24 protein-coding genes are annotated in these 24,921 nt (G+C 62.7%); 9 read left to right on the top strand and 15 right to left on the bottom strand.

The window, feature by feature from the left end:
- Positions 1-32: 32 nt before the first annotated feature.
- Positions 33-1,565: an ABC transporter substrate-binding protein gene (locus DS839_RS34405; protein WP_119275077.1), complete on the bottom strand. Its 1,533-nt coding sequence runs from the start codon at positions 1,563-1,565 to the stop codon at positions 33-35.
- A 66-nt stretch (positions 1,566-1,631) separates the two neighbouring features.
- Positions 1,632-3,167 carry a phytoene desaturase family protein gene (locus DS839_RS34400; RefSeq protein ID WP_119275076.1) on the bottom strand — a complete coding sequence of 512 codons (1,536 nt, stop codon included), beginning with the start codon at positions 3,165-3,167 and terminating at the stop codon, positions 1,632-1,634.
- A 153-nt stretch (positions 3,168-3,320) separates the two neighbouring features.
- On the opposite strand from DS839_RS34400, the gene DS839_RS34395 reads away from it, so the two are divergent.
- The 9 genes from DS839_RS34395 (at position 3,321) to DS839_RS34355 (ending at position 16,010) form a co-directional block, all read left to right on the top strand.
- On the top strand, positions 3,321-4,109 hold the full coding sequence (locus DS839_RS34395; RefSeq protein ID WP_119275075.1) for a cyclase family protein: 789 nt from the start codon (positions 3,321-3,323) through the stop codon (positions 4,107-4,109).
- Positions 4,110-4,138: 29 nt separating this feature from the next.
- Positions 4,139-5,719, top strand: coding sequence for a phytoene desaturase family protein (locus DS839_RS34390; RefSeq protein ID WP_119275074.1), 1,581 nt, complete (start codon positions 4,139-4,141; stop codon positions 5,717-5,719).
- A gap of 5 nt (positions 5,720-5,724) precedes the next feature.
- Complete coding sequence (locus DS839_RS34385) at positions 5,725-6,225, top strand: MarR family winged helix-turn-helix transcriptional regulator (RefSeq protein ID WP_119275104.1); 501 nt, start codon at positions 5,725-5,727, stop codon at positions 6,223-6,225.
- Between the two features lie 12 nt (positions 6,226-6,237).
- The gene (locus tag DS839_RS34380) at positions 6,238-8,400 is read left to right on the top strand and encodes a thiamine pyrophosphate-dependent enzyme (RefSeq protein ID WP_119275073.1); all 2,163 of its coding nucleotides are present in this window, start codon (positions 6,238-6,240) and stop codon (positions 8,398-8,400) included.
- On the top strand, positions 8,397-9,926 hold the full coding sequence (locus tag DS839_RS34375; RefSeq protein ID WP_368912083.1) for an indolepyruvate oxidoreductase subunit beta family protein: 1,530 nt from the start codon (positions 8,397-8,399) through the stop codon (positions 9,924-9,926). Before DS839_RS34380 ends, DS839_RS34375 begins: the two co-directional genes overlap by 4 nt.
- A gap of 176 nt (positions 9,927-10,102) precedes the next feature.
- Positions 10,103-10,696 carry a VOC family protein gene (locus tag DS839_RS34370; RefSeq protein WP_119275072.1) on the top strand — a complete coding sequence of 198 codons (594 nt, stop codon included), beginning with the start codon at positions 10,103-10,105 and terminating at the stop codon, positions 10,694-10,696.
- Positions 10,697-10,719: 23 nt separating this feature from the next.
- Positions 10,720-13,077, top strand: a complete 2,358-nt coding sequence (locus DS839_RS34365; protein WP_119275102.1) for an oxidoreductase — start codon at positions 10,720-10,722, stop codon at positions 13,075-13,077.
- Between the two features lies 1 nt (position 13,078).
- A complete protein-coding gene (locus DS839_RS34360; protein ID WP_119275071.1) occupies positions 13,079-13,504 on the top strand; it encodes a RidA family protein in 426 nt (141 codons plus the stop codon).
- A gap of 67 nt (positions 13,505-13,571) precedes the next feature.
- Complete coding sequence (locus DS839_RS34355) at positions 13,572-16,010, top strand: GcvT family protein (RefSeq protein ID WP_119275070.1); 2,439 nt, start codon at positions 13,572-13,574, stop codon at positions 16,008-16,010.
- A 48-nt stretch (positions 16,011-16,058) separates the two neighbouring features.
- Here DS839_RS34355 and DS839_RS34350 read toward each other — a convergent pair whose 3' ends face one another.
- The 13 genes from DS839_RS34350 to DS839_RS34300 form a co-directional block, all read right to left on the bottom strand.
- Positions 16,059-16,253 (bottom strand): hypothetical protein, encoded by a 195-nt coding sequence (locus DS839_RS34350; RefSeq protein WP_119275069.1) that lies wholly within the window; start codon positions 16,251-16,253, stop codon positions 16,059-16,061.
- Positions 16,254-16,285: 32 nt separating this feature from the next.
- A complete protein-coding gene (locus tag DS839_RS34345) occupies positions 16,286-16,513 on the bottom strand; it encodes a hypothetical protein (protein WP_119275068.1) in 228 nt (75 codons plus the stop codon).
- Entirely contained in the window at positions 16,513-16,644 is a 132-nt protein-coding gene (locus DS839_RS37105) for a hypothetical protein (RefSeq protein WP_368912081.1), read from the bottom strand. Before DS839_RS37105 ends, DS839_RS34345 begins: the two co-directional genes overlap by 1 nt.
- Before the next feature lie 270 nt (positions 16,645-16,914).
- Positions 16,915-17,229 (bottom strand): 30S ribosomal protein S21, encoded by a 315-nt coding sequence (rpsU, locus tag DS839_RS34340; protein ID WP_119275067.1) that lies wholly within the window; start codon positions 17,227-17,229, stop codon positions 16,915-16,917.
- Between the two features lie 152 nt (positions 17,230-17,381).
- Positions 17,382-17,594, bottom strand: coding sequence for a cold-shock protein (locus DS839_RS34335; protein ID WP_119275066.1), 213 nt, complete (start codon positions 17,592-17,594; stop codon positions 17,382-17,384).
- A 192-nt stretch (positions 17,595-17,786) separates the two neighbouring features.
- Complete coding sequence (locus tag DS839_RS36775; RefSeq protein WP_162918996.1) at positions 17,787-18,008, bottom strand: hypothetical protein; 222 nt, start codon at positions 18,006-18,008, stop codon at positions 17,787-17,789.
- Between the two features lie 36 nt (positions 18,009-18,044).
- The gene (locus DS839_RS34330) at positions 18,045-18,248 is read right to left on the bottom strand and encodes a hypothetical protein (RefSeq protein WP_119275065.1); all 204 of its coding nucleotides are present in this window, start codon (positions 18,246-18,248) and stop codon (positions 18,045-18,047) included.
- Positions 18,249-18,354: 106 nt separating this feature from the next.
- A complete protein-coding gene (locus DS839_RS34325) occupies positions 18,355-20,436 on the bottom strand; it encodes a 3-hydroxyacyl-CoA dehydrogenase NAD-binding domain-containing protein (RefSeq protein WP_119275064.1) in 2,082 nt (693 codons plus the stop codon).
- Between the two features lie 4 nt (positions 20,437-20,440).
- The gene (locus DS839_RS34320) at positions 20,441-21,610 is read right to left on the bottom strand and encodes an acyl-CoA dehydrogenase family protein (RefSeq protein WP_119275063.1); all 1,170 of its coding nucleotides are present in this window, start codon (positions 21,608-21,610) and stop codon (positions 20,441-20,443) included.
- Between the two features lie 3 nt (positions 21,611-21,613).
- Positions 21,614-22,447 (bottom strand): enoyl-CoA hydratase family protein, encoded by an 834-nt coding sequence (locus DS839_RS34315; protein ID WP_119275062.1) that lies wholly within the window; start codon positions 22,445-22,447, stop codon positions 21,614-21,616.
- Positions 22,444-22,956: a MarR family winged helix-turn-helix transcriptional regulator gene (locus DS839_RS34310; protein ID WP_368912080.1), complete on the bottom strand. Its 513-nt coding sequence runs from the start codon at positions 22,954-22,956 to the stop codon at positions 22,444-22,446. Before DS839_RS34310 ends, DS839_RS34315 begins: the two co-directional genes overlap by 4 nt.
- Entirely contained in the window at positions 22,953-23,693 is a 741-nt protein-coding gene (locus tag DS839_RS34305) for an SDR family NAD(P)-dependent oxidoreductase (RefSeq protein ID WP_119275061.1), read from the bottom strand. Before DS839_RS34305 ends, DS839_RS34310 begins: the two co-directional genes overlap by 4 nt.
- Before the next feature lie 97 nt (positions 23,694-23,790).
- Positions 23,791-24,918, bottom strand: coding sequence for an LLM class flavin-dependent oxidoreductase (locus DS839_RS34300; protein WP_119275060.1), 1,128 nt, complete (start codon positions 24,916-24,918; stop codon positions 23,791-23,793).
- Positions 24,919-24,921: the final 3 nt, after the last annotated feature.

The raw sequence follows: 24,921 nt of genomic DNA, 5'->3' as shown, positions 1-24,921 counted from the left end.
GAGGATCGCCGAGGCGATCCTCTCCGCTACACCTAGGCCGGTGACATCAGCGCTGGCAAGAGCGCCCCCGATACATTCGGCGTGACCTTGACCGTTTTGACATGGATGATCGGCTGCACATATTGCAGGAGCGGAATGACATAGCCTTCCTCGGCGATGTATCTGTCGACCGCCTTCCAGCCCTCGATGCGCTTCGTCTCGTCCTTCTCGCCCCACAGCGGGATGATCTTGTCGATCAGGTCCTTGGAATCCCACACCGAATGCGGGCTCGGCCCGAACATGGCGTAGCCGGTCGAGACGCTGGGATCGGCAAGGGCATTGCCCCAATTGTAGAAGGCGGCCGGCGCCAGCGTGTCGGCGGCGCGCAATTCGAAATGCTTCGCGATCTCGTAGATCTCGATCTCGGCCTCGATGCCGACCTTGCGCCACATGCCGACAATGGCCTGGATCATCTCGTAATCCTTGGACTTGAAGCCCTTGGTGGTCTGGATCTTGAACTTCACCGGCTTGTCCGGGCTGTAGCCCGAGGCGGCGAGGAGCTGCTTCGCCTTCTCGGGGTCGTAGCCGACCTTGATCGAGGGATCATAGGCTGTGTATTGCGGCGTCTGGAGCGTGTCGATGGCGATGCCATAGCCGTTGAGCAGGCGGTCGATGATGAGTTGCTTGTCGATCGCATGATGGGCGGCGAGGCGCACATTCTTGTCGAGCATCACGTCGATGTCGTTGAGGAAGATCATGCCGATATCGGAGATCGGCGTGGTGACACCGGCAAGCCCCTCCTTGGCCTTGAGGCGATCGAACTCGTCATAAGGAATTTCGAGCGTCACTTGCGAGGAGCCGGATTCGATCTCGGCGACGCGGCTCGAGGCATCGGGCACGAATTTGATGATCACCGTGTCATAGGCAGGCTTGCCGCCCCAGTAATTCGGATTGGCCTTGAGCCGCATGAAGGCGTTGCGCTCGAATTTCTCCATCATATAGGGGCCAGTGCCGATCGGCGCCTTCTCGAAGCCTTCGGCGCCGACCTTCTCATAATAGGCCTTGGGCAACACATAGCCCGTGAGGAATGCCATCCATTTGAACAGGACCGGCTCGAACTCCTTCACATCGGCGGTGATCTTGTTGCCGTCGACCTTGAAATTGCCGATCTTGCTCCACACGAACTGGATCGGATTGCCGGTCTCGGGCTTGCCGGCGCGCTCGAGCGACCAGACGACGTCTTCGGCCGTGAAGGGCGAGCCGTCATGCCAGGTGACGCCGTCCCGCACCTCCAACATGATCTGCGTCTTGTCGTCGTTCCAGCCCCATTTGGTGATGAGGCCCGGCGCGAAGGAGAGGTCGGGATTCTGCGCGATATACATGTCGAAGACCGACCGGTAGATCGCCTGGATCGTCGGATTGACGGCGGAAGGACCGACGGTCGGATCCCAGGAGGGTAGGTTCACATTATAGGCAATGGTGAGCTCGGAGCCTTGCGCCGAGACAGTCGTGGCGGCAAGGCCGCCAAACAGCGCCGCACCGCCAAACGCCCCAAGTTTCAATACTTCCCGCCTGGATGTCGTCATGTTTCCTCTCCCTGTCGTTCTGTATTTATCAAGATACTTTAGGTCTAAAATAAAACCACCGCAAGATCATCTGGTCAGCATCTTCGCGAGCATGAAGCCCGATCCCGCCCCAACGCCAGCACCCGGCCAGGTGGACGCGCCGACGAGATAGAGCCCGTCCAATGGTGTCTTGTAGCGCGACCAGCCGGGCGCCGGGCGGAACAGAAAATTCTGGCTCAGATGATGGCTGCCGCCGAGATTGTCACCGCCCAGAAGATTGGGATTCTCCTTTTCCAGATCGAGTGGTGAGAAGACGGCGCGGCCGAGGATCTTCTTGCTGAAGCCCGGCGCGTAGCTTTCGAGAATGGTCATGACCCGGTCGGCATAGGTCTCTTTGATCTGGCTCCAGTCCGCAGTCGCGGGAAGCACACGGACTTGAATCCAGAGGATGTGCTTGCCTTCGGGCGCGCGGCTCGGATCGACGGCGGTCGGCTGGCCCACCACCAGCACCGGCTCTGCCGGCAGCAATCCGGCGAGCGCTTCATGATAGGCGCGGCTCATCATGTCGAGCGAGGGGGCGAGATGGACATAGGCGAAACGCTGAAGCTCGGCCCCCGCCGCCCAGTCGGGAAGCCCATCGGCAGCGACATGGATCATCATCGTGCCCGGGCCGGCACGGAAGGACGTCATCTGCCGGTCGGCTTCCGCATTGCCGCTGCCGCCGGCGAGAAGTTTTCCGAAGACGATCTGCGGCACGACATTGGCGATGACGGCGCGCTTGGCGGCAAAGCTTCGACCATCCGTGAGGGTGACGCCCGCGGCGCGGCCATTCGCCTTGTCGATGCGCGCGACCTCGGCGTCGAGATGGATCTCGCCGCCAAGCTCTTTCAAATAGGCGGTCATGGATTTGATCATCACATCGGCGCCGTCTCGGCCCAGCGCCATGCCAAAGCTCTGATCGGCCATAGCTTCGAGATAGGGAAAGAGGGCGCCGCCCGCTATGTCGGGGGCGAAATCGAGATGCATTCCCCAGGCGGCAAGCGTCGCCTTGATCTTGTCGGACTCGAAGTTCGCATCGAGGAACGCGCGTGGGGACGACACCAGGAGTCGCAGCGTGTCGATGATCCAGGGCAGTCCCCGGGCGCGCCAGGCTTTCCAGCCGATGGAGATGAGGTCGCGCGACGGCATTGGGCTGCCGAGAAGGGAAAATATGTGCGGCGCATCCTGGCCGAAAGCTTCGCTCATCCGGCGCCAGCTTTCCGCATCCTCTTCGGAGAAGGACCGGGCGCGGGAGATGTTCTTCTCCATGTCCTTGGAGACCCCGAACCAGGAGCCATCGGCAAAAGGTGTCGCGAAGCAATCACTCGCCGCGGCGAAAGCGAGCCCGTGCCGCATCAGCGCCTCGCCATGCATGCGCATGAACGGGGAGCCGGCAAAGAGACCCAGATTCATGGCGAAGAGATCATGGCGGAAGCCCGGAAGCGTCACTTCGCGAGTCTGCACGGCGCCGCCCGCCACCTTGTTGCGCTCGAAGACGGAGACCTTCCAGCCCTGCTTCGCCAGATGGATGGCCGAGGCCAGACCATTATGGCCGCTGCCCACGATGATGGCGTCATAGGTCATGCGCGCTTCCTTCCCTGACGCACATACTGGCATATGCATATAATCTGTCCATGAGATTCCACTGTAGCAGTCAAATGCCCTAAATCTTACTTGCAATTGCAAGTATTGGGCATAGGATGAGGCAAACAACAGCAAGCCGCAGCGGAGGAAATCATGGCGCAGAAAGCAGATTTGAGTTCATTGGCCGAAGCCCTTCTGTCGGGCTCGGTCGAGGTGGTCGATCTCTCGGCACCGCTCGGGCCCCAGACGCCGCTCATCAAGCTGCCGCCCGACTTCGCCAAGAACACGCCCGCGATCGAGATCCACAACATCTCCAACTATGACAAGAACGGACCCTTCTGGTCATGGAACTGGCTCAAGCTCGGCGAGCATTCCGGCACGCATTTCGATGCGCCGATCCACTGGATCAGTGGCAAGGATTATGCCGACGGCTCGACCGACAAGATCAATCCGAAGAATTTCGTGGCGCCGGCCAATGTCATCGACTGCAGCGCCGAAGTGAAGAAGAACCCGGACTTCCTGCTCTCGGCCGACGGCGTGCGCGCCTGGGAGAAAAAGCATGGCGACATCGCAAAGGGCAGCTGGGTCCTGATGCGCACCGACTGGTACACCCGCAATGGCAGCGAGAAGGAGTTCCTCAATGCCGATGACAAGGGCCCGCATTCGCCGGGACCGACCGTCGATTGCATCGAATATATCCTGTCGAAGGGCGCCATCGGCTGGGGCAGCGAGACGGTCGGCACCGATGCGGGTTCCGCCGGCGGCATGACGCCGCCCTTCCCGGCGCATAATCTGATGCACAAGTCGAATCGCTACGGCTTGGCGAGCCTGTGCAATCTCGACAAGCTGCCGCCCAAGGGCGCCATCCTCATCGCGGCACCGCTCAAGATCGTGAACGGCACCGGCAGCCCGCTGCGCGTGCTGGCGCTGGTGGCGCGCTAGGGGCGACGCCCATCGCTCAGGAGGAGGACATGTCCGATCCTGACTATGTGATCATCGGCAGCGGCATCAACGCGCTGGTCGCCGCCGCCATGCTCGGCAAGAACGGCAAGCGCGTCCTGATGCTCGAGCGCAATGATCGCATCGGCGGCTGCATCCGCACCGAAGAGATCACCGCCCCCGGCTATATCCATGATGTGATGGCGACGACCTTCGTCCTCTTCATCACATCGCCGGGCTATGCGGCGCTCGCCGCCGATCTCGGCCGGCATGGGCTCGAATTCTGCCACAGCGAGCATCCTTCGGGGGTGCTCCTGCCGGACGGGCGCTCGGCCATCGTCAGCATGAAGCGTGCCGACAATGGCTTAGCCCTCGACCGGCTGAGCCCCGGCGACGGCGCCCAGCATCTTGCCGATGTCGGCGGGGTCGAGCGCAATGCTCACCTGCTCTTCGCGCTTCTCGGCGGCCAGCTGTGGAGTTGGCCGACCGCCAAGCTCCTCGCGCGCGAGGCCTGGGGACGGGGACCCCGGCAGCTCGCGCAGTTCTTCGGCGAAGCGCTCACCACGGCGCGGGCCTGGCTCGAATCGAACTACCAGTCCGATGTCGCCCGCGCCTTGTGGGCGCCCTGGGTGTTGCATACCGGCCTCTCGCCCGAAAGCGCCTATTCGGCGCAAATGGCAAAGGTGATCGCCTTCGCGCTGGAGGCGGCGGGTGCCCCCATCGTCAAAGGCGGCGGGCAGAAATTGCTCGATGCCTTTGCCGCTCTCATCCGCGAGGCGGGTGGCGAGATCAGGACGAAGGCCGATGTCGCCGCGGTGCTCGCCGGCTCTGGTGGCGCGGCGCGGGGCGTGAAGCTCGCCGACGGCGCGGAGATCGTGGCGCGCCAAGGCGTCATCTGCTCGGTCACGCCGAACCAGCTCTATGACCGGCTGCTCAACGGCTGGACGGTGCCGGGCGAGCTCAAGACCGCGCTGCGCAATTACCGCTATGGCAAAGGCAATTTCCAGCTTCACTACGCGCTGAAATCGCCGCCTCGATGGCTGACCGCCGGTCTCGAGAAAGTGGCGCTCCTGCATCTGACGCCGGGCCTCGACGGCGTGTCCAAGGCCGCGAATGAAGCCGAGCGCGGCATGCTGCCGGAAGTGCCCACCATTTGTGTCGGGCAGCCCCATGCTCTCGATCCGAGCCGCTGCCCCGAGGGGACCGCCATACTCTGGCTGCAGCTGCCGGAAGCGCCGCGGCATATCAAGGGCGATGCGGCGGGCGAGATCGCCGTGCCGGCCGACGGTCAATGGACCGAGACCGTGCGCGAAGCCTATGCGGAGCGCATCGAAGCGATCCTCGCCCGGCACATCGCCGATTTCAGGGCCAACAAGCTCGCCCGCAAGGCCTATTCACCGGCCGATCTCGAAAGGCTGAACATCAATCTCGTCGGCGGCGATCCCTATGGCGGCTTCTGCGGCCTCGACCAGTCCTTCCTGTGGCGGCCGTTCAAGTCCTCGGTCAATCACCGCACCTTCATTCCCAATCTCTATCATATTGGCGCGTCAACCCATCCCGGCGCCGGCCTCGGCGGCGGCTCGGGTTTCATGCTGGCGCAAGCTTTGAGGTGATCACCATGGTCGGGCGCTTCGGAACTGCCTTGCTCAAGCCGGCCAATGCCGATCAGGACGCTACGCCATCGATCGGCGAGATCGGGCTCAATCATTTCGCGCCCTATCTCATCAACCGCGTTTCGGCGCGCTGGAATGCCGACATGCTGGAGGTGCTGAAGTCCTTCGACCTCACCACCGCGAAGATGCGCACCCTCGCCGTGCTCTCGATCACGCCCGGCATGACCGCGAACGACCTGGCGCTGCATACGATCACCGAGCAGTCGACCATGAGCCGCACCCTCGATGCGATGGAGGAGCAGGGGCTGATCAAGAGCCGGCCGCGCAAGGAGGATCTGCGCGTGCGCGAGGTCTATCTGACGGAAGAGGGCCGGCAGCTCTTCGCCAAATTCTGGCCCGCCATGTATCGGCGCTATTCCGACGTGTTCGCCGGCGTCAGCGAGGCCGAATATGAAAGCTTCATTTCCGTCCTGCATAAGATGCTGCAGAATATGAACCAAGATTGACGGAGGCTCACTATGGCCGAACGTTCCTTCGCAAAAGAAGTCCAGCAACTCAAGATCGGCGCCGGCGAGGAGTTCCGCGGCGAGGGCATCCTCGCCATCACCAAGGCGCTCCTGCAATGCGGTGTCGGCTATGTCGTCGGCTATCAGGGCGCGCCAATTTCGCACCTAATGGACGTGCTCGCCGATGCGCAGGACATATTGGGCGAGCTCGGAGTCCATTTCGAAGCGAGCGCCAGCGAAGCGGCAGCCGCGGCGGCGCTCGCGGCTTCCGTGCACTATCCCATTCGCGGGGCGGCGACCTGGAAATCGACGGTCGGCACCAATGTCGCCTCCGACGCGCTCGCCAATCTCTCTTCCGGCGGCGTCACTGGCGGTGCGCTCATCATCGTCGGTGAGGATTACGGCGAAGGCTCTTCCATCATGCAGGAGCGCAGCCATTCCTTCGCGATGAAATCGCAGATCTGGCTGCTCGATCCCAAGCCCAATCTGGAAGCGATCGTGAAGGCGGTCGAAGACGGTTTTGCGCTTTCGGAAGCGACCAACACGCCGGTGATGCTGGAAGTCAGGATCAGGTCCTGCCATGTGCATGGCCGCTTCATCGCCAAGGACAATCAGCGCCCCCTCATGTCGGTGGCGGAAGCGCTCGAGGCGCCGCGCCGCGACACGCAGCGCATCGTGCTGCCGCCCGCGTCCTTCCTGCATGAGCAGGAGAAGGTCAAGAAGCGCTGGCCGGCGGCGATCGACTTCATCAAATCGCGCAAGCTCAACGAGATGACAGGACCGAAGCGCGGCAAGGTCGGCATCGTGCTGCAGGGCGGCATGTATAACAGCGTGATCCGGGCGCTGCAGCGTCTGGGACTGGCCGACCTCTACGGCACATCGATGGTGCCGCTCTACATCCTCAATGTCACCTATCCGCTGGTCGATGACGAGTTCCTCGGCTTCTGCACGGACAAGGACGCGGTGCTGGTCGTCGAGGAGGGCCAGCCCGATCATCTCGAGCAGGCCTTCGGCCATATGCTGCACAAGGCCGCCGCCCCGACCCGGCTCCATGGCAAGGATTTCCTGCCGATGGCCGGCGAATATACCGGGCAGGTGATGCTCGACGGCCTGTCGGGATTCCTGCGCGCCCATGCGCCGGAGCTCCTCATCGCCAAGATCCGTCTGCCCAATGCGCCGGTAGCGCCGCCCGATGTCTCGCATCTGGCGCAGGTCGTGCCGATGCGCCCACCCGGCTTCTGCACCGGCTGTCCGGAGCGGCCGATCTTCTCGGCCATGAAGCTGGTCGAGAGGGAGCTCGGGCCCCACCATGTCGCGGCCGATATCGGCTGCCATCTGTTCTCGATCATGCCGCCCTTCAATATCGGGGCGACCACCATGGGCTATGGCCTGGGTCCCGCCTCGGCCTCCGCCTTCAACGTGCCGGCGAAGAAGCGCTCGATCGCCATCATGGGCGATGGCGGCTTCTGGCATAATGGTCTTGCGTCGGGCGTCGGCAACGCCGTCTTCAACAAGAGCGACGGCGTCATCCTGGTCGTCGACAATTACTATTCGGCGGCGACCGGCGGGCAGGACATATTGTCCTCGCGCGCCAACAACCGGACACGCTCGACGAAACATCCGATCGAGGATGCAGTCAAAGGGGTGGGCGTCAGTTGGGTGCGCCGGATCGATCGCACCTATGACGTCACACGCATGCGCGATACTTTGCGCGAGGCGCTGACCACCAAGGAGAAAGGGCCCAAGGTCATCGTCGCTTCGTCGGAATGCATGCTCAACAAGCAAAGGCGCGAGAGGCCGTTGTTAGCCAAGGCGATCCATGACGGCAAGCGGGTGGTGAAGCCGCGCTTCGGCGTCGATGAGGATGTGTGCACCGGCGATCACGCCTGCATCAGGCTGTCAGGCTGTCCCTCGCTCAGCGTGAAGAAGCTCGATGACCCTTTGCGTGACGATCCGGTGGCATCGATCGACCAGTCCTGCGTCGGCTGCGGCAATTGCGGCGAGGTCGCCGACGCCGCGGTGCTGTGTCCCTCCTTCTATCGCGCCGATGTCGTCAACAATCCGGGATTGTTCGAGCGTTTCGTGTCCTTAATGCGGCGGACAGTCATCTCCTGGCTGCAGAGACGGCGCGACCGGAAGTCGCTCAGCTTCGCGAAAGTGGGGCAAGCCCCGTGAATATTCAGGCGTCACGCCAGAATCAGATCATCAAACTCGCGATCCTGGCGGTCGGCGGGCAAGGTGGCGGCGTGGTGTCGGACTGGATCGTGCATCTCGCCGAGGAAAACGGCTGGTATGCGCAGGCGACCTCGGTGCCGGGTGTCGCGCAGCGCACCGGCGCCACGATCTACTATATCGAGATGGTGCCCGATCGCGGCAAGACGCCGATCCTCGCGCTGATGCCGTCGCCCGGCGATGTCGACATCGTGCTTGCCGCCGAGCTCATGGAGGCCGGGCGCGCCATGATGCGCGGCCTGGTGACGCCGGAGCGCACCACCCTGATCGCTTCGTCGCACCGCGCCTATGCCGTGTCGGAGAAAGTCGTACCGGGTGACGGCATCAGCGATGGCGGCCAGGTCATCGAGACGGCGCGCAAGACGGCGCGGCGCTTCATCGCCGCCGATCTCGAGCGGATCGCGGTCAGAAACGGCAGCGTGATCTCGGCAAGCCTGTTTGGCGCGCTGGCGGCCTCGGGCGTGCTGCCCTTCAGCCGCGACGGTTTCGAAGCGACGATCCGGAGCGGCGGCAAGGGCATCGAGGCGAGCCTCAGGGCCTTCCATGAAGCCTTCGATGCGGCCCTGGCGCCGGTGCCGGCGGCACCGCCCGAAAAGAAGCCCAAGCTTTCCATCACCAAAGGGCCCGACCAGCTCACGGCGCGCTACCAGGACCTCGTGCTGCGCGTCAAGGACGCGATGCCGCCCGAGGCCCAGGAGATGGCCCGCGCCGGCCTCGCCAAGGTGGTGGAGTTCCAGGACATCGCCTATGGCGAAGAATATCTGAGCCGCCTGGTGCGGATCTCGGCCCTCGACCACGATCTCGGCGGCGACGGCAAGGGTCGCGCCTTGACGCGCGAGGCCGCGAAATACATCGCCAATGCCATGGCCTATGACGATGTCATCCGAGTCGCGCGGATAAAAACACAGAGTCGCCGCTTTGCGCAGGTGCGCAAGGAGATGCGGCTGCGCGACGGCCAGCTGCTCAAGCTCACCGAATTCATGCATCCGCGCATGGAGGAAGTGTGCGGCATGCTGCCGGCCCGCCTCGGTCGTTATATCGAAAACCGGCCGCGCCTGTTCAAGGCGATGGATCGTCTGGTCAATCGCGGCCGCCAAGTACGCACCGATTCGATCTTCTGGTTCACCATACTTTATATATTGGGCGGCTTCTCACGCTTCCGCCGCAAGCTGCTGCGCCATGAAGTGGAGCAGGCGCATCTCGCGCACTGGCTCGGTGAGGTCGAAAGGCTGGCGCGGGGAAACTACGATCTCGCCGTCGAGGTGCTGCGCTGCCGGAGGCTGATCAAGGGCTACAGCGACACCCATGTACGCGGGCTGTCGCGCTATGATCGCGTGCTCTCGGCGCTGCCGATATTGGAGGGGCGCGATGACGGCGCCGAATGGCTGCGCCGCCTGCGCGAAGCGGCGCTGAAGGACGAGAACGGCAATGCCCTCGAAGGCGCGCTCAAGACGGTGGAGAGCCTTTGATGGAATTTACCCTCCCCGCAAGGGTAGGGGAAATGCGGTGGTGAGGCGGCGCGCGCAAGAATTAGTTTAGACCTATAGCATTGTTCGGGAATTATTTTAGTTCTATAGTAATTTCCCAGGTGCCGTTCGCGAGACAACGGACCGGCCCGGCACCGGCCTGTCCCGGAGGAAGCATCATGCTGAAAAGATTTGCCGCATCTTTGTCGCTTGCCTTCTACCTCATCACGCCTGCGATGGCCGGATCGCTGCCGGGCCTTCGCGGCCATGACCACACCGGCGTCACGGTTCCCGACATCAAGCAGGCGCTCGATTTCTTCACCAATGTGCTGGGCTGCCAGCATGCGATGACCTTCGGGCCTTTTTCCGACGACAAGGGCACCTTCATGCAGGATCTGCTCAACGTTAATCCGCGCGCCAAGATCGAGCAGATCTCGCTGGTGCGCTGCGGCTATGGCTCCAATATCGAGCTCTTCCAATATTCATCGCCCGACCAGAAGGACGCAACACCGAAGAACAGCGATATCGGCGGCTATCACATCGCCTTCTATGTCGATGACATCAAGGCGGCGGCCGACTATCTCAAGGCCAACAATGTGAAGACCATGATGGGACCCTTGCCGGTCGATCAGGGTCCGGCGGCCGGCCAGTCGATTCTCTATTTCATGGCGCCCTGGGGCCTGCAGTTCGAGGCCATCAGCTATCCCAAGGGCATGGCGTATGAAAAAGACGGCGGCACGATATTATGGTCGCCCAAGGATCCGGCGAAATAAGCCCGAACGCGTGAGACTGAATGATGCGGATCAAGGTGATTGGCGGTGGACCCGGCGGCCTCTATTTCGCCCTTCTGACCAAGAAGGCGAAGCCCAACTGGGACATCGAGGTCATCGAGCAGAACCGGGATGACGACACCTTCGGCTTCGGTGTCGTCTTCTCCGACGACACGCTCGATGAATTCCTGTGCCATGATCCCCAATCCTATGCGCGCATCCGCAAGCAGTTCGCCTATTGGGACGATGTCGCGATCCATTACAAAGGCCATGAGGCGCGCTGCGGCGGCAATGGCTTCTGCGGCCTGTCGCGCATCACTTTGCTCAAGCTCCTGCATGCGCGCTGCCGCGAGGAGGGCGTCCATCTGACCTTCAGCCGCCGCATCGATCCGGAAGAGATCGAGCAGCTGTGCTCATCGGCCGATATCGTGGTGGCGGCGGACGGCATCAATTCGGTGATCCGCGAGCACTATAAGGAGCATTTCCAGCCGACGGTGTCGCTCAAGGCCAACCGCTTCTGCTGGATGGGCTCGACCCGGCCGATGGACGAATTCAACTATTTCTTCAAGCAGACGCCGCATGGCGTGATCTGCGCCCATACCTATCAATATGAGAAGGGCAAATCGACCTGGGTCTTCGAGATGGACGAAGCCTGCTGGCATGGCCACGGCTTCAAGGAGACCGATGAAGAGGATTCGAGGGCCAAGCTCGAAGCTCTCTACGCCCAAGAGCTCGACGGGCACGGGCTCTTGCTCAACCGCTCGCACTGGCGGCGCTTCCCGCGCATCTTCTGCGAGAACTGGTCGCACAAGAATATCGTGCTCTTGGGCGACGCCAAGGCCTCGGCGCATTTCTCCATAGGCTCCGGCACCAAGCTCGCCATGGAATGCGCCATCGGCCTGTCCGAAGCGACCGTCAAGCATGCGGAGACAAGCGTGAAGGAGGCCTTCGCCGCCTATGACGCGGCGCGCCGCACGCCCTGCCAGATCGTCCAGCACAATGCCGATGTGTCGCTTGCCTGGTTCGAGCATATGAAACGCTCCTTCGACATGGAGCCGATGCAATTCGCCATGGTGGTCATGTGCCGCGCCAAGACGATCACCTATGACAATCTCCTGGTCCGCGACCCGGGCTTCGTCGCCAAGGCCGATACCGAATGGTATGAGCGCTATTACCGCGAGACCGGTTATGACTACCGCGAATCGCGGCCGACGCCGATGTTCACCAAATTCCGCCTGCGCGACATGGAGGTCGTGAACCGGGTGGTGATGTCGCCCATGGCGCAATATTCCGCCGATGCCCAGGGCAATCTGACCGACTGGCATCTTGTGCACTATGCCTCGCATGCGCTGGGCGGCATGGGCTTGATCTTCGTCGAGATGACCTGTCCGTCGCCCGATGCGCGGATCACGCCCGGCTGTACCGGTCTATGGACGGACGGGCATGAGGCGCAATGGAAGCGCATCGTCGAATTCGTCCATGCGAATTCCGATGCGAAGATCTGCATGCAGCTCGGCCATGCCGGGCGCAAAGGCTCGACGCAACTGGGCTGGGAAGATGCCGATCATCCGCTGCCCGACGCGCAAGACAACTGGCCCCTGGTCTCGGCCTCGCCCATCCCCTATTTCGAAGCGATCAGCGATCTGCCGGCCGAGCTCGATCGCGCCGGCATGGAGCGCATCAGGTGCGAGTTCGTTTCCGCCACGGAGCGCGCCGCGCGCGCCGGCTTCGATATGCTCGAGCTCCATTGCGCCCATGGCTATCTCTTCGCCTCGTTCATCTCGCCGCTCACCAATCACCGCCAGGACGAATATGGCGGCACCATCGAGAACCGCTTGCGCTTCCCCCTGGAAGTGTTCCAGGCGATGCGCAGGGCGTGGCCCGTTGAACGGCCGATGTCGGTGCGCATCTCGGCCTCCGACTGGAAGCCGGGTGGCGTCAGCGAGGCCGACCTCTTCGTCATTGCCGAGACGTTCCGCGCGGCGGGCTGCGACCTGATCGATGTCTCGTCCGGCCAGACGGTGCCCGACCAGAAGCCCGTCTATGGCCGCATGTATCAAGTGCCTTTCGCCGAGGCGATCCGCAATGTGCCGAAGATGGCGACCATGGCGGTCGGCGCCATCACCGAGCCCGCACAAGTCAACACCATCCTCCACACCCGTCGCGCCGATCTGGTGGCGCTGGCGCGGCCGCATCTGTGGAACCCCTATTTCGCCCATCAGGCGCAGGCCTGGTATGGCGCACGCGAGCAGGGCTGGCCCAAGCAATATCTGCCGGGACGCAATCAGGTCTTCCGCGAGCAGGAGCGGACCCGGCAGAAACAGATGGAATTGCAGACCAAGGCGCGGCCGAAACGTCATGCGCTGGATGAAGGGAGCGCGTGACATGAACGACGTGAAGAAGCATGCGGGCGCAGCGCCCTTGCATCGCATCCTGCAGCCTAAGGGATGGCCCAGACCCCGGGGCTATGCCAATGGCATCCTGGCGGAAGGCCGGCTCATCTTCACCGGCGGCCTCGTCGGCTGGAACGAAGCGGGCGTGTTCCCCGAAGGCTTCGTGCCGCAAACACGCCAGACACTCCTCAATATCAGGGCGGTGCTGGAGGAAGCGGGCGCGGGACCGGAACATCTGGTGCGCCTCACCTGGTATGTCACCTCGGTCGAGCAATATCTCGCCGATCCGCAAGGCCTGGGAGCCGCCTATCGCGAGATCATCGGCAAACACTACCCGGCGATGGCGACCGTCGAGGTCACGCGCCTGGTCGAGCCCAAGGCGCTGGTCGAGATCGAGGCGACGGCGGTCGTTCCCTAGCTTTCCATGCCTTGTCGGCCATGCTGAGATTGGCTAGGCAAACCAGGAGCAGTGTGGGAAAAATCTGATGCAGCAGCATGCAAGAGCGGTGGTCATTGGCGGCGGGTGCGTGGGTGCGGGAATCCTCTATGGTCTCGCACGACGAGGCTGGTCGGACATAGCCCTCCTCGAACGGACGCAGCTGACCGCGGGCTCTACCTGGCATGCCGCCGGCCTGGTGCCGTCCTATACGCGCAATTTCAATATCGGCCGCATGATCGCCAAGACGATCGAGATCTATGAGGGTCTCGAAGCCGATACGGGGCAGAGCGTCGGCTGGCACAAATGCGGCCAGCTTCGCCTGGCGAACAGCCGCGAAAGGCTCGATGAGTTCAAGAGCTATATGAGCGTCTGCGAAGCGCAAGGGACCAGGGCCGAGCTCATGAGCCCGGAGGAGGCGCGCAAGCTCTGGCCGCTCGTCACCGGTGAGCGCATGCTGGCCGCGCTCTACAATCCCGATGACGGCCACATCGCGCCGGCCGATGTGACGCAGGCGATGGCCAAGGGGGCGCGCGACCGCGGCGCCAAGGTCTATCTCGAGACAGAGGTCCGCGGCTTCGAGAGGACGCCCTCCGGCGAGTGGAAGATCAAGACCAACAAGGGCGACATCACCTGCGAGCATGTCATCTGCGCCACCGGCAACTATGCGCGGCAGACGGGTGCCATGCTGGGGCTCGACATTCCGGCCATCCCCATCATCCATCAATATTGGATCACCGACGCCATCCCCGAGCTTATCGAGCGCAAGCAGAAGGGCCTTCCCGAAATGCCGATCCTCAGGGACGAGGATGTCGAAGGCTATGTCCGCCAGGAAGGCGACGGGCTGATGTTCGGGCCCTATGAGCGCACCGAAAAGCTGAAGCTCTTCGCCGAAGACGGCGTGCCCGAGTGGTTCGGCGCCGATCTGCTGGAAGAGGATTTCGATTCCGTCTCGGTGAACTGGGAGCGCGCCGTCGAATTGCTGCCCGTCCTCGGAAAGGCCGGTATCAAGGCCAATGTTCGCGGTCCCTTCCAGATGACGGCGGACGAGTTGCCCCTGATGGGGCAGGCCTGGGGCCTCAAGAATGTGTGGCTCGCCGAGGGTGTGCCCGGCGGAATCCTGTGGGGCGGGGCCATCGGCTATTATCTTTCCGAGCGCATCGTCGAAGGCGGCAACAGCCTCGATGTGTCGGACCTCGATCCACGCCGCTTCGGCGATCATGCCAACAAGAACTGGACGCGGCAGAAGGTGCGCGAGGCTTGGGGCACGCATGCTCTTCTCCACTATCCCGGCGAAAGCCTGCCGGCGGCGCGGCCGCAGAAGACCGGTCCCGCCTATGACCGCCTGACGGCGCTCGGCGCCCGATGGGGCGTCCTCAATGGCTGGGAGATCGCCAATTGGTATGCGCCCAAAGGCGTCGAATTGCCCGACAGCTATAGCTGGCGCTGGACGCCTTACGACAAATATATCGGCGAGGAGGTCCATGCGGTCAGGAACGGCGTCGGCCTGGTCGATATTTCGCCGATGACCAAATTCGAGGTCAGTGGTTCCGCTGCCGAAAGATGGCTCGATGGCATCCTCGCCAATCGCCTTCCGAAGGCCGGCAGGACGAAGCTCTGCCATCAGCTGACGAAGAGCGGCGGCGTCCAGGCGGAATATATGGTGGCGCGCCTCGCCGACGATGTTTTCTACCTCATCTCTACACCACGCGCTGAGCGCTGGAATTTCGACGACCTGTCGAAACTCGTGCCCGACGACGGCGGCGTAGAGCTCCGCAATGTCACCAATGATCGCGGCTGCTTCACCATCGTCGGGCCCAAGGCCCGCGACGTGTTGCAGGCAGTGACGGAAATCGATCTGTCCAACGAGGCATTTCCGTGGTTCAGCCTGCGCTCAGGCACGGTTGGGCTTGCCAGCGATGTACGCATCCTGCGTGTCAACTACGAAGGTGAGCTCGGCTGGGAGCTCTATTATCCGCTCAGCTATCAGCGGCATCTGCTGGATGAGCTGATGGCCGCCGGACAAGTGCATGGACTCCGGCTGGTCGGACTCTACGCGCTCGAATCGTTCAGACTCGAAAAATCGTTCAGGGCCATGTATCGCGACATGAACCCGGAGCTGACGGCGTGGGAAAGCAGTCTCGACCGCTTCATTGCCCTCGACAAAGGCGACTTCATCGGCCGCGATGCGCTCGTCCAGCAAAAGTTGAGCGGCATTGTGCGACGGCTGGTGACGCTCAAGATCGAGACCAAAGGCGCAAGCACGCTGGCGCATGAGAGCGTCTATCATCAGAGCAGGCTGGTCGGGCGGATAACCTCCGGCGGCTTCGCCCACACGCTCGGTCATGATGTGGCGTTGGCTCTGCTGCCGGTCGAGCTGTGCACGGTCGGGACCGAGCTCGAAGTGCCCATCCTTGCGGAAAGGCGCAAGGCCCAGGTGATCGCAGAGTCGCCCTATGATCCCGAGTCTCTGCGCAGCCGCAGCTAAAGCGCGATGAGGCCCCGAGGTTATGGATCCAGATTGCGATCTTCCGGATTATCCCATCCGTCGCTTCGGTCTGGTGACGCAGTAGCCCGCCCGGCCGATCTCATCACGGACAATCTTTGGGACCAGCTTGCGATTGGCAAGCAGCAGCCACATTGCACCAGATGCCTTTTCCGGCAGTTCGGTACCCTGAAGCACCGTCAGGTGGAATTGCTTCCGCACGGCGTGCCGATATACATCATACATGTCATGTCCCTTCCTGGGCAAATCTCGTAGAATCACTGGCCGGGCGATCTGACGAAGGATTTGACCGGACCGCGCCTCACACCGGACATCTCGGCAATCTTGCGATCCTGCTCTTCGATCAGCGCACCAACGGCCTTGTCGCCGTCAAATCCCCCGACATGCGCAGCGGGTATCTTGCGCCGAGACGACCTGGTGCCGTCCTCATAGACTATGTCGAACAGTATGAAGTCGTTCGTGACACGCGTTCTTCGCTTTCCCATTATTCCGGCTCCTTCGCCGTTTTCTCGCTGGCGTCCGGCTTTTCTTCTTCGGCCTGATGCGATTTGCGCCGCTCATCGCGGCGCGCCTGCTTTTCCTGCGCCTTTCTGTTCTTGGCGCGTGTCCGGTCCATCCGGTTTTGCCTGTAGTTGGGTAGCGGTGCCAAACGTCGTTCCTCTCTAAATTGGTGCTCTGGAGCCGAGACCGGATAGCGAGGGAAACATGGTTCCCGATGAACTGCTCAGATAGGCGTTTCTGCGGGAAGCGCAGATCGGCTTCGATCCGGCAAGACCCGACGCATCGAATGATTGGTGTGGAGCGCCTCGCGCATGGTCCGTTGGAATTTCGCCCGGCGCGAGGAGTGTGAGCGCACGAGATCGACCCAACGGGGCCGTGGCGCAGATCAGGTCGCCGCCTCGGGCGGTGTGCCTGGGGCCGCGGCAGTTTTGGCGGGTTGCGGTGAACGGAAGATGTCGCGCGGCCGTGCCGGCTTCTCTTTCGGCTTGGGCGCCGGCAGCAACCCTTCACGCTGGGCTTTCTTGCGCGCCAGCTTTCTTATCCGTCGTATCGCCTCGGCTTTCTCGCGCGACTTCCGCTCGGACGGCTTCTCATAGGCAGCACGCTTCTTGATCTCGCGGAAGAGACCCTCGCGCTGCATTTTCTTCTTCAGGATCCTGAGCGCCTGGTCGACATTGTTGTCGCGTACGAACACCTGCATGCGCACCTCTCGGGCTCGAGCCCCATCAAATCACCAAGGAAGCAAGTGGCAGAACAGCCGGTACATCCGCGGTCTGCCCTGCCAACAGCAGCGTTAGAGCGTTTTGCGCATCGGCTTATCCGAAAACCGTGCACACTTTTCGGGCCGATGCTCTAAGCCGCTCTTTCCAGATTGCCGGCGGAGGTCTTGCCCGTTCGGCGGTCGGTGACCAGCTCGAAGCGAACCGTTTGGCCTTCGCTGAGCGTGCCCATATTGGACCGCTCGACGGCGCTGATATGGACGAAAACGTCCTTGCTTCCGTCTTCGGGCTGAATGAAGCCGAAGCCTTTCTGAGTATTGAAGAACTTAACAGTTCCTACCTGCATGATTGTACCTTTCATAAGACAGGCGTCGCGGGAACGCATCATCGCGTCCGCTTAAACGATCGATGTTCAGGAGAGAGGTCGTCAGTTGGCGCCGGGCTTTTGCCCTCTGCGCGCGACCGATAATCAATGCGGCCGAAACTCGAAGCACCCCATATGGGCGCTTTCACCCAGATGTGCAAGCACAAATAATTGTCAGGCGGCACTAATTCGTGGCGCGGTCCAGTTTGGTTGTGTCTCGACCCATTCGAGATCCTGACGACGATTGCCCTCGGATGTGGTGTGCTGGCCATAGCGCACATAGACGCAATGCAGATCGAAGCTGGTGATCACACCTACTTTGGCGGTTCGATCGCGTCCCCGCGTGCCCGTGTAAAGCACCTCGCGCCCTATATCCTTCGTGACAGGTTCAATCATTCTTGTTCCAATCCTAAGAGATTCCGAGAGGCGCCATCAATCTCGGACGGCCCCGCCGCTCAAGGCAGTGCCTGCTTCTGGTGATCTGTCCTTCTTATCGGCTTCCCCCTGCCGCGCCAGTCGCAATTTGCGCAAGCGAGCAGTTTTCAGTTGCTGCTGCGCCTTTTCGGCTTCGATGATCCGCATCGCCGCAACATGGGTTGACTGCGCTTTGGATTCCCTGGCCGTGCGGCTTACCATTCTCTCCGCTCCTTCTGCATAGCGGGAGCGAAGTCTGCTCTCAGTCGTCGAATGCATGATTCTGACGATAGCGCACTATCGCACAATCAGGTGGCCAGGAACACATCTAATTCGCGGTCAAGCGGATCGCTGTGCTGCGAAAACCATCGCCAGTTTGCGCAAGACGCTTGAGCAGAGCGGAAGGCTTCCAGAAATAAGCATCGTCCTTTACGTAAGCTTCGATGCGGCGCAGGACCTCAGCCATGCCCATCTCGTCGGCCATGAACATCGGCCCGCCGCGCCAGCGCGGGAAGCCATAGCCGTTGACCATGACCACATCGATGTCGCTCGCACGCAGCGCGATGCCCCCATCGAGGATGCGCGCCCCTTCATTGATCATGGCCAGCAGGATGCGGTCCATGATCTCATCGGCGGTGAATTTGCGCGGTGATATGCCTTTGCGTCGACGCTCCTCGGCGATGATGGCGAGGGTTTCTTCGTCCGGCGTGGGAGGCGTGTTCGCATAGTTATAATAGCCGCTGCCGGTCTTGCGGCCGAAGCGGCCGCGCTCGCAAATGAGATCGACGATGCGGACATAGCGCTCCCGGGGATCGCGCCTGACGCTGAGCGCCTTGCGATTGGCCCAGACGATGTCGAGCCCTGCCATGTCCTGCATCTCGAACACGCCCATGGGCAGGCCGAAATTTCGGAAAGCCTTATCGATCTCCGCCGGCGCCGCGCCGTCCTCCATCAGATATTCGGCCTGCTTGCGATAGGCCGAGAGGATGCGGTTGCCGATGAAGCCGTCGCAGACTTGCGCCCTGACCGCGATCTTGCCGAGCTTGCGACCAAGCGCGAAGCCCGTCGCCACGGTCTCAGGCGTAGCACCTTCAGGCACGACCACTTCCAGCAATTTCATGATATGGGCGGGCGAGAAGAAATGCAGGCCGATGACTTTCCCCGGCCGCCTTGTCGCCTCGGCGATCGCGCCGACATCGAGATAGGATGTGTTGCTGGCGAGGATCGCCTCCGGCTTCGCGGCCTTGTCGAGCTCGCGGAAAATCGCCTGCTTGACGCCTAAGTCCTCGAAAGCCGCTTCGATCACCAGATCGGCGGAGGCGAGATCGGCATAGGCGGCGGTGGTGCGGAGCCGGCCCGCCGCGATGGCATCATAGTCGGACGCTTTGAGCTTGCCGCGCTCGACCGAGGCCTTGAGCAAGCCCAGGGCTCGTTCCCTGGCGAGATCGGCCGAGGCCTGATCGCGCTCGACCAGCGTGACCGGCAATCCGGCGAGAAGGGCTGCGGCGGCGATGCCGGTGCCCATCAGCCCGCCGCCGACGACACCCAGTTGCGCAACGGTCATGGGCTTGGCGTCGGCCTCGGGGATTTTCGCGATCTCGCGCTCGGCGAAGAAGGCATAGCGCAGTGCCTGGGCCTGGTCCGAATTGCGCAAGCCCACGAAGACCTCGGCCTCGCGCGCCATGCCGGCATCGAAGCTCGCCGTGGCTGTTTCTTCCAAAAGATCGAGCGCGCGCAAGGGGCTGATCTGTCCGCGCGACCTGGCGGCAATCTGCTTGCGCGCCTGCGCGAAGACCTCGGGTGATGTTGCCGGCGGCGTGCGCTTGGAGAGACGTGAAGCGGGCAAAGCCAATTTTGCTTTGGCTTCTGACAGAAGGTCATTCTCGGCGACGGCATCGGCGATGCCGAGCTTCAATGCTTCCGCCGCATCGACGCGCCGGCCGGACGTGATCATGTCGATGGCGGCCGCCATGCCGATGAGGCGCGGCAAGCGCTGGGTTCCGCCGGCGCCCGGAATAATGCCGAGCGTCACTTCCGGCAGGCCGACAAAGGCGCGCGCGTCCATCACGCGATGATGACAGCCGAGCGCCAGTTCAAATCCGCCGCCCAAGGCCGTGCCCTGGATGGCGGCGACGACCGGCCGGTCGAGGGCTTCGAGGCCGGCGATCACGTCACGCAACATCGGCGGCACCGGCGGCTTGCCGAATTCACGGATATCGGCGCCGGCGACGAAAGTCTTGCCGGCGCAGGCGAGGACGACGCCCTTGATCGCGGCATCGGCGGCAATCGCCTGAACGGCGTCGAAGAGTCCCTGCCGCACGGCTTGCGAAAGGGCATTCACCGGCGGGTTGTCGATGGTGATGACGGCGATGCCGTCTTCACGCGTGAGCGTTACGGGGGATGTCGTCATGATCTCAGGCTTTGCCGGAAAGAAGCGAGCGGGCGATGATGACCTTCTGCACGGCGCTCGCGCCTTCATAGATGCGTAAGGCGCGGATCTCGCGATAGAGCTGTTCGGGCCGCAAGCCGCTCTTGACGCCGAGCCCGCCGAAAAGCTGCACCGCCGTGTCGATCACGCGCTGCGCCGCCTCGGTCGCGGTATATTTCGCCATGGCGGCCTCACGCGTGATGCGCTCCGCCCCCTGATCCTTGGTCCAGGCGGCGCGATAGACCATCAAGGCGGATTGATCGACATCGAGCGCCATATCGGCAAGCTGGCCCTGCACAATCTGCAGGTCGGCGAGCACGCCGCCCATCATGCGCCGGCTCGTCACATGGGCGAGGGCTTCATCGAGGGCGCGGCGGGCGAAGCCCAGAGCGGCGGCGCCGACGCTCGAACGGAAGATGTCGAGCGTCGCCATGGCGATCTTGAAACCTTCGCCGCCCTGGCCGATGCGGTTGGCAATGGGCACGCGACAATTCTCGAAGCGAAGCCTTGCCAAGGGGTGAGGCGAGATGGTCTCGAGCCGTTCGGCGATGGTGAGGCCGGGCGTGCCGGCTTCGACCATGAAAGCCGAGAGGCCACGGGCGCCCGGCGCCTCGCCGGTGCGGCAGAAGACGACATAGCGATCGGCGATGCCGCCATTGGATATCCAGGTCTTCTCGCCCTCGATAACGACATGGTCATTGCCGTCCGGCCTGGCGCTGCAGGCAAGCGCTGCGACATCGGAGCCTGCTTCCGGCTCAGACAGAGCGAAGGCCGAGATCGCCTTGCCCTCGGCGATGGGCGGAAGCCACTGGCGCTTCTGCTCCTCGGTGCCGAACAAAGTGACGGGACCGGTGCCCAAGCCCTGCATGGCGAAAGCGAAATCGGCCAGTCCGTCGGCGTAGCTCAATGTCTCGCGAATGAGGCAGAGCGAGCGCACGTCGAACTTTTCCGATAGCCCGCCATGGGGTGCCGTCACCGCATGGCGCAAGACGCCGCTCTTGCCGAGCGCCTTGACCAGCTTGCGGCAGGAGGCATCCGGATCGTGGTGGTCGATGAGCGGCGGGACGACGCTTTTGGCGAAATCCTCCATTTCGCTTCTGAGGTCGCGATGCCGCTTTTCGAAGAACGGCCAGGTGAGGAAGCTTTGATCGGCCATCGCTCAATCGCCCTTGAAGACCGGTTTCTGCTTTTGCGCGAATGCCTCATAGGCGCGCTTGAAATCCTCGGTCTTCATGCACAGCGCCTGGGCAATGGCTTCCGCCTCCACCGCATCGTCGATACTCATTGCCCATTCGGCCTGCAGCATGCGCTTGGTCATGCCATTGGCGAAGGTCGGGCCCTGGACGATCTGGCCCGCGAGCCTCAGCGCCTCTTCGAGAATGGCCGAAGGCTCGACGAGCCGGTTGAAGAAGCCCCAGCGCTCGGCCTCGGCGCCGCCGAGGGACCGGCCGGTATAGAGCAGTTCCGAGGCGCGGCCCTGGCCGATGAGACGCGGCAGCATGGCGCAAGCGCCCATGTCGCAGCCGGCTAACCCGACACGGTTGAACAGGAAGGCCACCTTCGCCTCAGCGGTGCCGAGCCTGATGTCGGACGCCATGGCGATGATGGCGCCGGCGCCGGCGCAAATGCCGTCGATTGCGGCAATGATCGGCTGGGGACAGGCGCGCATCGTCTTGACGAGATCGCCGGTCATCTCGGTGAAGCGCAGCAATTGCGGCACATTCATCTGGGTCAGGGGCCCGATGATCTCGAAGACATCGCCGCCGGAGCTGAAATTGCCGCCTGAGCCCGAGATCACGAAAGCATGGACGCCGTCGTCCTTGCGCGCCGCCGAAAAGATCGCCGTGAGCTCGTCATAGGAGTCGAAAGTGAGCGGATTCTTTTTCTCAGGCCGGTTGAGCGTGATATGGGCGATGCCGCCTTCGACGGCGAGCAGCACATGGCGGGCTGTGTAGTCGCGCAAGGGCGGCGCTATCGCATGTGTGCGGTTCATGAATCCTGCTTCGCTATGATGCTGCGGCGCGCCGACTCCTTCAGCACCGCCAGAAGGTCCATCAACCTGTCGATGTCCTTTTGCGACATATGCTCGAAATAGGCGGCGATCCAGTCGCTGTGCACCTTGGCCATGCGGCGGAATTCCCGCCGGCCCTTATCGGTGAGGCGGATGACCTGCGCCCGGCGGTCGCCGCTCGAGGTGGTGCGGGTGATGTGGCCCGACTTCACCAGGCCGTCTACGAGGCTGGTGATATTGCCGGCCGAGACCATCAGCCGCTTCGACACTTCGCCCAGCACCAGGCCGTCATCGGCGCGGTCGAGCTGCGCCAAGATGTCGAAGCGCGGCAGGCTGAATTCGAATTCGCCATTGAGATGGCGGCGGATGTCGTTCTCGATGAGGCGCGAGCAGGAGAAGAGCCTGAGCCACAGGCGCAGCTCCATCTTGTGATCGGCGGGCCTTGCCGAGACCGTCGTTTCGGCATCGATCCACAGGGGCTCGTCGGTCATGGATCACCTCCGGCGATGGTGATCGCCTGGCCGGTCACGGCAGAGGCGCCCTCGGAGACGAGCCATAAAGCCGCATTGGCGACTTCCTCCGGCGTGACCAATCGGCCGGACGGATTGGTCTTGGCAAAATGGTCGATCGCCTCGGCGGTGCCGCGACCGGTCTTCTGGGCTATGGCGTCGGCCGCATTGGCGATGAGATCGGTGTCAGTGTAGCCCGGACAAAGGGCGTTGACGGTGATGTTCGACTTGACGAGCTCGGCCGCCAGCGCCTTCGTCATCCCGATGACGGCATGCTTCGCCGCGCAATAGGCCGAGACATAGGCATAGCCCTTGAGGCCGGCGATCGAAGCGACATTGATGATGCGGCCCGAGCCGAGCTTCTTCATGCCGGGCAGAGCCGCGCGCGAGGCGGTGAAAGCGCTCTCCACATTGACCGCCATCATGCGGCGGATGAGGGCGAGGTCGGTTGCCGCGAGCGGCGCCGATTCGGCCGCTCCGGCATTGTTGATCAGCACGTGATAGGGGCCGGTTTCCGCCACCGCCTGGCGCAAGGCAGCCTCGTCCGTGACATCGACGGCGCGCGATTTCCGCGCCACGCCTTCGGCGATCGCTCCGGCCAAAGCCTCTTCCGAGCGGCCCATGATCGTCACCTCATAGCCCGAGGCGGAGAGCGCCAGCGCTATGGCGCGGCCAATGCCCCGGCTGCCGCCTGTGACGAGTGCTCTCTGTTCCGACATTCCAATCGCTCGCTTTTGGCGATTGTAGGGGCGAGACGGAAATTATTTCAAGTCTAAAGCGATTTCCAATGGCGGCCATTCCGCTCCGTCAAACCGCTCACGCCGCGGCGACCTCCTGATGCGCGTGGCGCAGGCCCCGCTCGGCCAGGATCGGCAAAACGGTGTCGCGGAAATAGGGGAATTCCTCGACATAGTCGACGAAGGACAAGGTCGTGCCTTTGAAGCCCGCTTCATGGAGCGAGATGATGCCTTCCGCCACGTGCTCGGGCGTGCCGACGAGCGGGAAGCCGCCATGGCCCGCCGCCATGCGGTCGCGGATCAAAGCCAGCAGGTCATGCGGAAAGGACTGCGCATGGGCGAATTGCAGGCGCACCAAATTGTCGACGGCCTCCCAATCGGCGTGCTTGCGGCCGAAGTGCTCGAGATAATCCTTGGCGTCCTCTTCCTTCGGCCGGCAGACGACATGCGAGAAGGTGAGCACGTCGATATGGCGGCCATTGCTCTCTCCCATCGCCTTGAGCTCTGCGATCTCGTCCTTCGAGCGGGCGAGATCGATGGCGGGCGTGAACAGGAAATTGGCATTGCGGGTGGCGAAGTTTCGCCCTTCGCCGGATCCCGCCGCATTGATGATCGGCACCGGGCTCAAGGGTTTTGGCGCGCCCAGCACCTGCTTCAATTGGAAATAGGTGCCGTCCCAGTCAAAACTCTGGTCCTCGCGCCACAGCGCCTTGACGATGTCGAACCATTCCTGCGCATAGCCGTAGCGCACCTCATGCTTGTCCGGCAGAGTGAGTCCGAGCGCTTCATATTCGGGCTTGTTCCAGCCCGCCACGATATTGAGACCGATGCCGATGCGGCCATTGCTGATGTGATCGATGGTGGCGAGCTGCTTGGCGGCGACCACCGGGTGATTGGCGGCGGTGTGGATGGTGGCGAAGACCGTGATGTCGCGTGTAGAGCTGAGGAGGCCCGCCGCCCAGGTGATCGTCTCCAGCACATTGTGATGGAAGTTCGTCTCCCCGCCATAGCCGATCCAGCGCGCGATCGGCAGCATGAAGTCGATCCCCGCCTGATCGAGGAGCCGCGCCAGCTTCAGATTGTTGTCCCAGCTGTTGTCCCAGCGCTCCTCGACCTTGGTCACGGTCATGCCGCTCGAGCAGTTGGACGCGAATGTGCCCAGGAGAAACTGATCCTTGTCGAACATGCGGTTGGGCCTGCGGGCCATCGG

This window comes from Taklimakanibacter deserti, assembly GCA_003574785.1.
This window is presented reverse-complemented; position numbering and strand designations above follow the sequence as displayed.

What these genes read in the sequence shown, in the direction of transcription:
- DS839_RS34405 (WP_119275077.1), bottom strand. Translation starts at nt 1,565, where the DNA reads ATGACGACATCCAGGCGGGAAGTATTGAAACTTGGGGCGTTTGGCGGT.
- DS839_RS34400 (WP_119275076.1), bottom strand. Translation starts at nt 3,167, where the DNA reads ATGACCTATGACGCCATCATCGTGGGCAGCGGCCATAATGGTCTGGCC.
- DS839_RS34395 (WP_119275075.1), top strand. Translation starts at nt 3,321, where the DNA reads ATGGCGCAGAAAGCAGATTTGAGTTCATTGGCCGAAGCCCTTCTGTCG.
- DS839_RS34390 (WP_119275074.1), top strand. Translation starts at nt 4,139, where the DNA reads ATGTCCGATCCTGACTATGTGATCATCGGCAGCGGCATCAACGCGCTG.
- DS839_RS34385 (WP_119275104.1), top strand. Translation starts at nt 5,725, where the DNA reads ATGGTCGGGCGCTTCGGAACTGCCTTGCTCAAGCCGGCCAATGCCGAT.
- DS839_RS34380 (WP_119275073.1), top strand. Translation starts at nt 6,238, where the DNA reads ATGGCCGAACGTTCCTTCGCAAAAGAAGTCCAGCAACTCAAGATCGGC.
- DS839_RS34370 (WP_119275072.1), top strand. Translation starts at nt 10,103, where the DNA reads ATGCTGAAAAGATTTGCCGCATCTTTGTCGCTTGCCTTCTACCTCATC.
- DS839_RS34365 (WP_119275102.1), top strand. Translation starts at nt 10,720, where the DNA reads ATGCGGATCAAGGTGATTGGCGGTGGACCCGGCGGCCTCTATTTCGCC.
- DS839_RS34360 (WP_119275071.1), top strand. Translation starts at nt 13,079, where the DNA reads ATGAACGACGTGAAGAAGCATGCGGGCGCAGCGCCCTTGCATCGCATC.
- DS839_RS34355 (WP_119275070.1), top strand. Translation starts at nt 13,572, where the DNA reads ATGCAGCAGCATGCAAGAGCGGTGGTCATTGGCGGCGGGTGCGTGGGT.
- DS839_RS34350 (WP_119275069.1), bottom strand. Translation starts at nt 16,253, where the DNA reads ATGTATGATGTATATCGGCACGCCGTGCGGAAGCAATTCCACCTGACG.
- DS839_RS34345 (WP_119275068.1), bottom strand. Translation starts at nt 16,513, where the DNA reads ATGGGAAAGCGAAGAACGCGTGTCACGAACGACTTCATACTGTTCGAC.
- DS839_RS37105 (WP_368912081.1), bottom strand. Translation starts at nt 16,644, where the DNA reads ATGGACCGGACACGCGCCAAGAACAGAAAGGCGCAGGAAAAGCAGGCG.
- rpsU (WP_119275067.1), bottom strand. Translation starts at nt 17,229, where the DNA reads ATGCAGGTGTTCGTACGCGACAACAATGTCGACCAGGCGCTCAGGATC.
- DS839_RS34335 (WP_119275066.1), bottom strand. Translation starts at nt 17,594, where the DNA reads ATGCAGGTAGGAACTGTTAAGTTCTTCAATACTCAGAAAGGCTTCGGC.
- DS839_RS36775 (WP_162918996.1), bottom strand. Translation starts at nt 18,008, where the DNA reads ATGATTGAACCTGTCACGAAGGATATAGGGCGCGAGGTGCTTTACACG.
- DS839_RS34330 (WP_119275065.1), bottom strand. Translation starts at nt 18,248, where the DNA reads ATGGTAAGCCGCACGGCCAGGGAATCCAAAGCGCAGTCAACCCATGTT.
- DS839_RS34325 (WP_119275064.1), bottom strand. Translation starts at nt 20,436, where the DNA reads ATGACGACATCCCCCGTAACGCTCACGCGTGAAGACGGCATCGCCGTC.
- DS839_RS34320 (WP_119275063.1), bottom strand. Translation starts at nt 21,610, where the DNA reads ATGGCCGATCAAAGCTTCCTCACCTGGCCGTTCTTCGAAAAGCGGCAT.
- DS839_RS34315 (WP_119275062.1), bottom strand. Translation starts at nt 22,447, where the DNA reads ATGAACCGCACACATGCGATAGCGCCGCCCTTGCGCGACTACACAGCC.
- DS839_RS34310 (WP_368912080.1), bottom strand. Translation starts at nt 22,956, where the DNA reads ATGACCGACGAGCCCCTGTGGATCGATGCCGAAACGACGGTCTCGGCA.
- DS839_RS34305 (WP_119275061.1), bottom strand. Translation starts at nt 23,693, where the DNA reads ATGTCGGAACAGAGAGCACTCGTCACAGGCGGCAGCCGGGGCATTGGC.
- DS839_RS34300 (WP_119275060.1), bottom strand. Translation starts at nt 24,918, where the DNA reads ATGGCCCGCAGGCCCAACCGCATGTTCGACAAGGATCAGTTTCTCCTG.